The 7,549-nt window shown below is 62.4% G+C and carries 7 protein-coding genes; 5 read left to right on the top strand and 2 right to left on the bottom strand.

The features are described 5' to 3' along the window. Nucleotides 1-383: 383 nt before the first annotated feature. Nucleotides 384-1,652 carry an SGNH/GDSL hydrolase family protein gene (locus GNZ13_RS42565; protein WP_172176310.1) on the bottom strand — a complete coding sequence of 423 codons (1,269 nt, stop codon included), beginning with the start codon at nt 1,650-1,652 and terminating at the stop codon, nt 384-386. Between the two features lie 166 nt (nt 1,653-1,818). Next, nucleotides 1,819-3,444 (bottom strand): NAD(P)/FAD-dependent oxidoreductase, encoded by a 1,626-nt coding sequence (locus tag GNZ13_RS42560; RefSeq protein WP_172176308.1) that lies wholly within the window; start codon nt 3,442-3,444, stop codon nt 1,819-1,821. Between the two features lie 216 nt (nt 3,445-3,660). On the opposite strand from GNZ13_RS42560, the gene paaA reads away from it, so the two are divergent. Genes paaA through paaE form a run of 5 tightly spaced genes read left to right on the top strand, consistent with a single transcriptional unit; the run spans nt 3,661 to nt 7,471 of the window. Further along, complete coding sequence (paaA, locus tag GNZ13_RS42555) at nt 3,661-4,659, top strand: 1,2-phenylacetyl-CoA epoxidase subunit PaaA (RefSeq protein WP_172176306.1); 999 nt, start codon at nt 3,661-3,663, stop codon at nt 4,657-4,659. Between the two features lie 39 nt (nt 4,660-4,698). Beyond that, nucleotides 4,699-4,983 (top strand): 1,2-phenylacetyl-CoA epoxidase subunit PaaB, encoded by a 285-nt coding sequence (paaB, locus tag GNZ13_RS42550; RefSeq protein WP_007179854.1) that lies wholly within the window; start codon nt 4,699-4,701, stop codon nt 4,981-4,983. Nucleotides 4,984-4,991: 8 nt separating this feature from the next. Next, nucleotides 4,992-5,795: a 1,2-phenylacetyl-CoA epoxidase subunit PaaC gene (gene paaC, locus GNZ13_RS42545; RefSeq protein WP_172176304.1), complete on the top strand. Its 804-nt coding sequence runs from the start codon at nt 4,992-4,994 to the stop codon at nt 5,793-5,795. Between the two features lie 43 nt (nt 5,796-5,838). Then, the gene (paaD, locus tag GNZ13_RS42540) at nt 5,839-6,381 is read left to right on the top strand and encodes a 1,2-phenylacetyl-CoA epoxidase subunit PaaD (RefSeq protein ID WP_216675236.1); all 543 of its coding nucleotides are present in this window, start codon (nt 5,839-5,841) and stop codon (nt 6,379-6,381) included. A gap of 1 nt (nt 6,382) precedes the next feature. After that, nucleotides 6,383-7,471 (top strand): 1,2-phenylacetyl-CoA epoxidase subunit PaaE, encoded by a 1,089-nt coding sequence (paaE, locus tag GNZ13_RS42535; protein ID WP_172176302.1) that lies wholly within the window; start codon nt 6,383-6,385, stop codon nt 7,469-7,471. Nucleotides 7,472-7,549: the final 78 nt, after the last annotated feature.

The raw sequence follows: 7,549 nt of genomic DNA, 5'->3' as shown, positions 1-7,549 counted from the left end.
TTAATACTAGTGTGAGACTTGATACTTTTGCTTTATGGCAGGCTCCGAAGAACCCACCCGCATCTCGCATCAAGCGCCCACACTTATCGGCTGTTAATTTTTAAAGATCGATTACGCATTCACTACCAAACCGGCACCGCGTTGCACCCACATCACAACCACCCGGTACCGCTTCGTTCTGCGTCGCTGCATCAGCAGCAGAGAAACGAGATTATGAAGGCTCTTTTTCGCTTTGTCAACAACATTTTTTCGCTTTCGCTTAAAACCCTGTTAACGCTGCGGCCGCTGGTTTCTGCCGCGGCCCTCGTTCGCAAACGAGGAGGCGAACTATAGGCGAACATCGGTCATGTGACAAGGGTTTGACGGAAATCTTTTTTGGCGGCTCACTTCCGGGTTGAATTCACTAAAGCAGCCACCGGAACCGCTTCGGCCATTGCGGTGTATCCAGCGTCGCTGGGATGGATATGATCGCCACTGTCAAAGGCGCGCTGCAGGCGATTCGGTTGCGCCGGGTCGCGTAGTGCAGCGTCGAAATCTACGACGCCGTCGAAAGCGTGGCTGGTTCGAATCCACTGGTTGACCGTAAGCCGGATCGTCTCCCGCGGCGCCGGCAGCGATGCCGGCGTCAACGTTGCGCCGAACACCTTCACGCCGCGGTGGCGTGCATCCGCAATCACCCGCTGGTAGCCGGCAATCAGATCAGCGGCTGTTACCGAGGTATGTGGGGAGTCGCAGTCGAGGCCGCTACGGGCCGGCATCTCCGCAAAGTTGATGTCGTTGATTCCGATCAGCAAAATCGCCGTCTTGACGCCCGGGCGTTCCAGCACATCCCGGTCGAACCGCCGGACGAGCGCGTCGCCGTAGCAGAGTGAGTCGCTCAATAAGCGATTGCCGCTAATGCCAAGATTAACGATCGCCGTCGAGTGATCGCCGGTGCTGGCGAACCGACGAGCCAGCGCGTCCGGCCAGCGCCGATTCTGATTCAGGCTGGAGCGCATGCCGTCGGTGATCGAATCGCCGATCGCGGCGACGGCAGCCGATGAAGGCGCGTCCACCGACAAACCCGTCACCCACACATATTGCGTGAACCGGCCGCGAAACGAGGCAGCAGAAGCGTCGGCGGTGTGATTACCCGGTGCGGAAACGAAGTTCAACTGGTTCGAGACCCGATGCCACGCCACGATCCGCTGCTCCGGCCCCATGAAGGCACTAATCGCATAGGGCGCACCTTCGGCGATGTCGATAGCAATCGGGTCGCTGTCCAACTCCGCGCCCACCGATACGCTCACCGAGCTCTTGCCGCCAAACGTCACGCGCGCCTCGCCATTGCCCCGCGCCGCCGCCCCACCGGCCGAGCGCGCGATGCGCAGATCCTCGATGACGAGCGCCGTCTTGCCGTACTCGTTGCTGAGATGGATTCGTGCGGATTTACCTGACAGCGTGGGATAGACGATCTGGCGAACCGTGCGCCCTGCTACCTCCGGGGCGCGATATAAGGGCGGCAAATCTGACCGTTGTGGGATGGGTTGCAACGCCGTAGCCCATGCGGTGACCCAATGCACCGGGGCGTCGGCGGCAAAAACAGTCGAGGAAACGGCAAATTGGCAAAGCAGCGTCGCGCCACATGCGGCAGCCAGGGTGCGAATGGTCATTCGGGTGGTCAGTTCGATGCGAAACGTGCATTGTGCCCGATCGTCATGGCCATCGCGGCCGACCGGGCGAACGCTATCGTACGATCACCCGCGCCTCGTATCAGCGCTGCAGCGCCGAACGAGTCGCGAGATGGGTATGGGTGTGCGAGCGCAGACGGCTTACAAATCAGACCACCGCCGACGCCCCGGTCATCTTCAACGCAAGCGCCTCGGCCACTTCGATCCCATCGATCGCTGCCGAGTAGATTCCGCCGGCATACCCCGCGCCCTCACCCGCCGGATACAAGCCCTCGACATTCATGCTCTGATAGTCGTCCCGGCGCCGCACGCGAATCGGCGACGACGTTCTCGTCTCGACGCCTGTCAGCACGGCGTCATGCATGGCAAACCCGGCGATTTTCTTGTCCATCTGCGGCAACGCTTCGCGGATCGCTTCGATCACGTAGTCGGGCAGCGCCGTGCTCAGATCGGTCGGATGCACGCCCGGTTTGTAGGACGGTACAACCGACCCCAGCGACGTAGACGGCCGCCCGGCGATAAAGTCGCCTACTAGCTGGCCCGGCGCCATATAGTTGCGGCCGCCTAGTTCGAACGCCCGCTCTTCCCATTTGCGCTGGAAGGCGATGCCGGCTAGCGGGCCGCCGGGATAGTCGTCCGGCGTTATGCCGACGACAATCCCGGCGTTGGCATTGCGCTCCGCCCGTGAGTACTGGCTCATGCCATTGGTCACTACCCGGCCCGGCTCGGAAGTCGCCGCAACCACCGTACCGCCCGGACACATGCAGAAGCTATAAACCGCGCGCCCATTGCTGCAGTGATGCACCACCTTATAGTCGGCAGCGCCGAGTTGCTTGTGGCCCGCGAACTTGCCGAAACGGCTGCGATCGATCAACCCTTGCGGGTGCTCGATCCGGAAACCGAGCGAAAACGGTTTCGCTTCGAGATAGACGCTGCGGTCGCTCAGCATCTGGAAGGTATCGCGCGCGCTATGGCCGACCGCCAGCACCACGTGGTCACAGCGCAAATGCTCGCCCGTCGATAGTTTGAGCCCGCGCACCTTGCCCTGCTCGATTTCGATATCGTCGACCCGCGTCTCGAAACGCACCTCGCCGCCCAACTCGTGAATGGTCGCGCGCATCTTTTCGACCATGCTGACAAGGCGGAACGTGCCGATATGGGGCCGGCTCAGATAAAGAATGTCCTCCGGCGCACCCGCGCGGACGAATTCGTCGAGCACCTTGCGGCCGTAGTGCTTCGGGTCCTTGATCTGACTGTAAAGCTTGCCGTCCGAGAACGTACCCGCGCCGCCCTCGCCGAACTGCACGTTCGATTCAGGATTGAGCACCGACTTGCGCCACAGACCAAAAGTATCTTTGGTTCGCTCGCGCACGGCCTTGCCGCGCTCGAGAATGATCGGACGGAAGCCCATTTGGGCGAGGATCAGCCCCGCAAACAGCCCGCACGGCCCCATGCCGATTACGACCGGGCGCGGGGAACTCATCTGCGCCGGCGCTTTGGCGACAAAACGGTACGTCATGTCCGGCGTCACACTGCAGTGCGGCACGTCGGCGATCCGCGTAAGCGCGGCCGCTTCATCCTTCACCTCGACGTCGACGATGTACGTGAGCTTGATGTCGGCGCGCTTGCGCGCGTCGTGCGCACGGCGGAACACGGTGTATCGGATGAGCCCGTCGTCGCCCACGCCGAGCTCAGCGAGGCGCGCGCGGACGGCGGCTTCGAGAACGCTCTCGGGATGATCGAGCGGGAGTTTGATTTCGCTTAGACGTAACATGAGTACCGGGGGATGCAGGAAGGCCGCAAATCGCAGCCAATTCGCAATTTTATAGGTTAAGTGTCGGCGCGGGGCAGCAGTGCAAGTGAAACGCCTTCGGCAGCGCTCCCTCCTTCCGCTATCGACAATCGAGGTCCGTCTCAAAAAATTTATTAACCGACCGGTCGGTTGGTTTATACTGCGCAGACACAGACAACTTCCGCTGAGAGCGTCCCCATGTACACGCAATCCCTGGATATCCCCGGCAATGTTGCCCCGCTCGACGCGGCAGCGAGTTCGCCAGAGCAGGCGCAATTCGATGCGGTCATGGCCGCCGACGGCAAAATCGAACCTCAGGACTGGATGCCTGACGCTTACCGCAAGACGCTGGTGCGGCAAATTTCGCAGCACGCGCATTCGGAGATCGTCGGCATGCTGCCCGAGGGCAACTGGATCTCGCGCGCACCCAGCCTGAAGCGCAAGGCGATCCTTCTGGCCAAAGTGCAGGATGAAGCCGGCCACGGCCTCTATCTATATAGCTCGGCGGAAACGCTCGGCGTGTCGCGCGATCAGTTGATCGCCGCATTGCACTCGGGCAAAGCCAAATATTCGAGCATCTTCAACTACCCGACGCCCACATGGGCGGACGTCGGCGTGATCGGCTGGCTGGTGGACGGCGCGGCGATCATGAACCAGATTCCGCTGTGCCGCTGCACTTACGGCCCTTACGCCCGCGCGATGATCCGTATCTGCAAGGAAGAGTCGTTCCATCAGCGTCAAGGCTTCGACGCGCTGATGTCGATGATGAGCGGCACCGAAGCGCAACGCGAGTTGGTCCAGCAAGCCGTGAACCGCTGGTGGTGGCCGGTGCTGATGATGTTCGGCCCGAGCGACAAAGACTCGATCCACAGCAACCAGTCGTCGAAATGGGGCATCAAGCGCATCTCGAACGACGATCTACGCCAGAAATTCGTCGACGCCACCGTCGACCAGGCCAAGGTGCTCGGTGTCACGCTGCCGGACCCGGACCTGAAGTGGAACGAAGCCCGTGGCCATCACGACTACGGCGATATCGACTGGGAAGAATTCTGGCGCGTCGTGAATGGCGACGGCCCGTGCAACCGCGAACGTCTCGCGACCCGCGTGAAAGCTCACGACGAAGGCGCCTGGGTGCGCGAAGCCGCCCTCGCCCACGCCGAAAAGCAGCGCCAGCGCGCGCAACAGCACGCCGCTTGACTCACGCGGCAAGCCGAACAAAGTATCAGGAGATCAGCGATGAACAAGGAATGGCCGATTTGGGAAGTCTTCGTGCGCAGCAAGCAGGGACTCGACCATAAACACTGCGGCAGCCTGCATGCCGCCGACGCGCCGATGGCGCTGCGCATGGCACGCGACGTGTACACGCGCCGCCAGGAAGGCGTAAGCATCTGGGTGGTGCCGTCGTCGGCGATCACGGCGTCCGCGCCGGAAGACAAGGCGGAGTTGTTCGAACCGGCTGGCGACAAGATTTACCGCCACCCGACGTTCTATACGCTCCCCGACGAAGTCAACCACATGTAAGCGCGGCCATGACCATCACGCCCCAACATTTGCAGTACGTGCTGCGCCTCGCGGACACCGCGCTGATCCTCGGTCAGCGCAATACCGAGTGGTGCGGCCACGGCCCGATCCTCGAAGAGGACATCGCGCTGTCGAACATGAGTCTGGATCTGATCGGCCAAGCGCGCCTGCTGTACACGCACGCCGCCGCGCTGGAACAGCAACTCACCGGCAAAAGCCGCACGGAAGACGATTACGCCTACTTCCGCGCCGAGCGCGAGTTCGCCAATTACACGCTGGCCGAGTTGCCGCATTACGGCCCGCTCGCCGGTACCGCGCAGGTCGAGAAGGACTACGCGGTCACGATCGTGCGCAATTTCCTGTACTCGACGCTGATGGCGCATCTCTGGTCGGCGCTCACTACGTCGAAGGACGAGCAGCTTGCAGCGATCGCCTCGAAGTCGATCAAGGAAACCAGCTATCACGTGCACCACGCGAGCGAATGGCTGATCCGTTTCGGCGACGGCACGGACGAGTCGCATCGCCGCGCGCAAGCCGCACTCGACTATCTGCTGCCGTACACGCGCGAGTTTTTCAGTGCCGACGCAGTAGAGGAGACCATCGCCGCCGCCGGCATCGGACCGCTGACGTCGGACCTCGAAGCAGCATGGTTCCAAGATGTACAGGCCACGCTCGACGAAGCCACGCTCAAGCTGCCCGAAGCAGTCAAGCACATCACGACCGGCAAGCATGGCGAGCACTCAGAACACATGGGCTTCGTGCTGGCTGAAATGCAAAGCCTCGCGCGCCAGCATCCCGGCGCCACCTGGTAAGCGCATAACCAGGCCTACAAGCGGAACCCGACGGAACTTCACGATGACGACTTCGACTGCCATGACCACCGCCGACGCCACGCTCGAACGCGCATGGGCCGTGCTCGAAACGGTGCCTGATCCGGAGATCCCGGTGGTGTCGATTCGGGAACTCGGCATTCTGCGCGACGTGCGACGCGCCGCCGACGGCACGCTCGAAGTCGTGATCACGCCGACCTATTCCGGTTGCCCGGCGATGTCGCAGATTGCCGAAGACGTCGCCCAAGCGCTCGATGTGGCTGAACTGAAGCCGTATCGGATCGCCACGGTCCTCGCACCGGCCTGGACCACTGACTGGATGACCGCCGACGCGCGTGAAAAGCTGCGCGCCTACGGAATCGCGCCGCCCACCGGCAATTGCGGCTCCGCCGTGCCGTCGCGGGAAAAAGTGCTGCGCTTCATGCCGCGTGCGCTGCCGGCGCCGCCGTGTCCGCGTTGCGGCTCGGCGCATACCGAGCGTCTCGCGCAATTCGGCTCGACGGCCTGCAAGGCGCTGTACCGCTGCCTCGACTGCCGCGAACCCTTCGACTACTTCAAACCATACTGATATGGCTACCCCGCAATTTCATCCGCTGCGTATCCGCGAAGTGCGGCCCGAAACCGCCGACGCGGTCTCGGTCGCCTTCGAAATCCCTGTCGAACTGCGCGATCAATATCGCTTCACGCAGGGCCAGTTCGTCACGCTGAAAACGCACATCGACGGTGAGGAAACGCGCCGTTCGTATTCGATCTGCGTCGGCGTCACCGATTACGATCGCGACGGCGAACTGCGCATCGGCATCAAGCGCGTGCGCGGCGGGCGTTTCTCGAACTTCGCGTTCGACACGCTGCAGCCCGGCCACACCATCGACGTGATGACGCCGGACGGCCGCTTCTTCACCCATCTGAACGCGGACCAGGGCCAGCAGTACCTCGCGTTTTCCGGCGGCTCGGGCATCACGCCGGTGCTCGCGATCATCAAGACCACGCTCGAAGTCGAGCCGCGCAGCACCTTCACGCTGGTGTACGGCAACCGCAGCGTCGATCAGATCATGTTCGCGGAAGAACTCGAAGATCTGAAGAACCGCTACATGAACCGCTTCGTGCTCTATCACGTGCTTTCCGACGACCTGCAGGACGTCGAGCTGTTCAACGGCGTGCTCGACCAGCAGAAGTGCGCCGCCTTCATCGAAAATCTGCTACCGGCCGATGCAATCGACGAAGCCTTCATCTGCGGCCCCGCCCCGATGATGGATGCCGCCGAGGCCGCCCTGAAAGCCGCGGGCGTGCCTTCGGAAAAAGTGCATGTGGAGCGCTTCGGCTCACCGCTGCCGCAAGCGGGCGTGCCGCCGGTCGAAATCACTGACGACACTCCGGCCGCCGACCTCGAAATCGTCCTCGACGGGAAAAGGCGCAAGCTGCGCCTGCCGTATCAGGGCGTGAGCGTGCTCGACGTCGGCTTGCGTGCCGGCCTCGCGCTGCCGTACGCGTGCAAGGGTGGCGTCTGCTGCACCTGCCGCGCGAAGGTGCTCGAAGGCGAGGTCAAGATGGAAAAGAACTACACGCTGGAAGAACACGAAATCCGCGACGGTTACGTGCTGACCTGCCAATGCCATCCAATCAGCGACCGCGTGGTGGTGAGTTACGACGAGCGCTGAGCCGAACGCGTCGGGTGGCCATCCGACGCCCGCAACGCTTTCAGCAGGTCCACGATCCGCTTACACTAGGGGCCGCTC

The sequence above is a fragment of the Paraburkholderia elongata genome, assembly GCF_013177735.1.
Lineage (GTDB): Bacteria > Pseudomonadota > Gammaproteobacteria > Burkholderiales > Burkholderiaceae > Paraburkholderia > Paraburkholderia elongata.
This window is presented reverse-complemented; position numbering and strand designations above follow the sequence as displayed.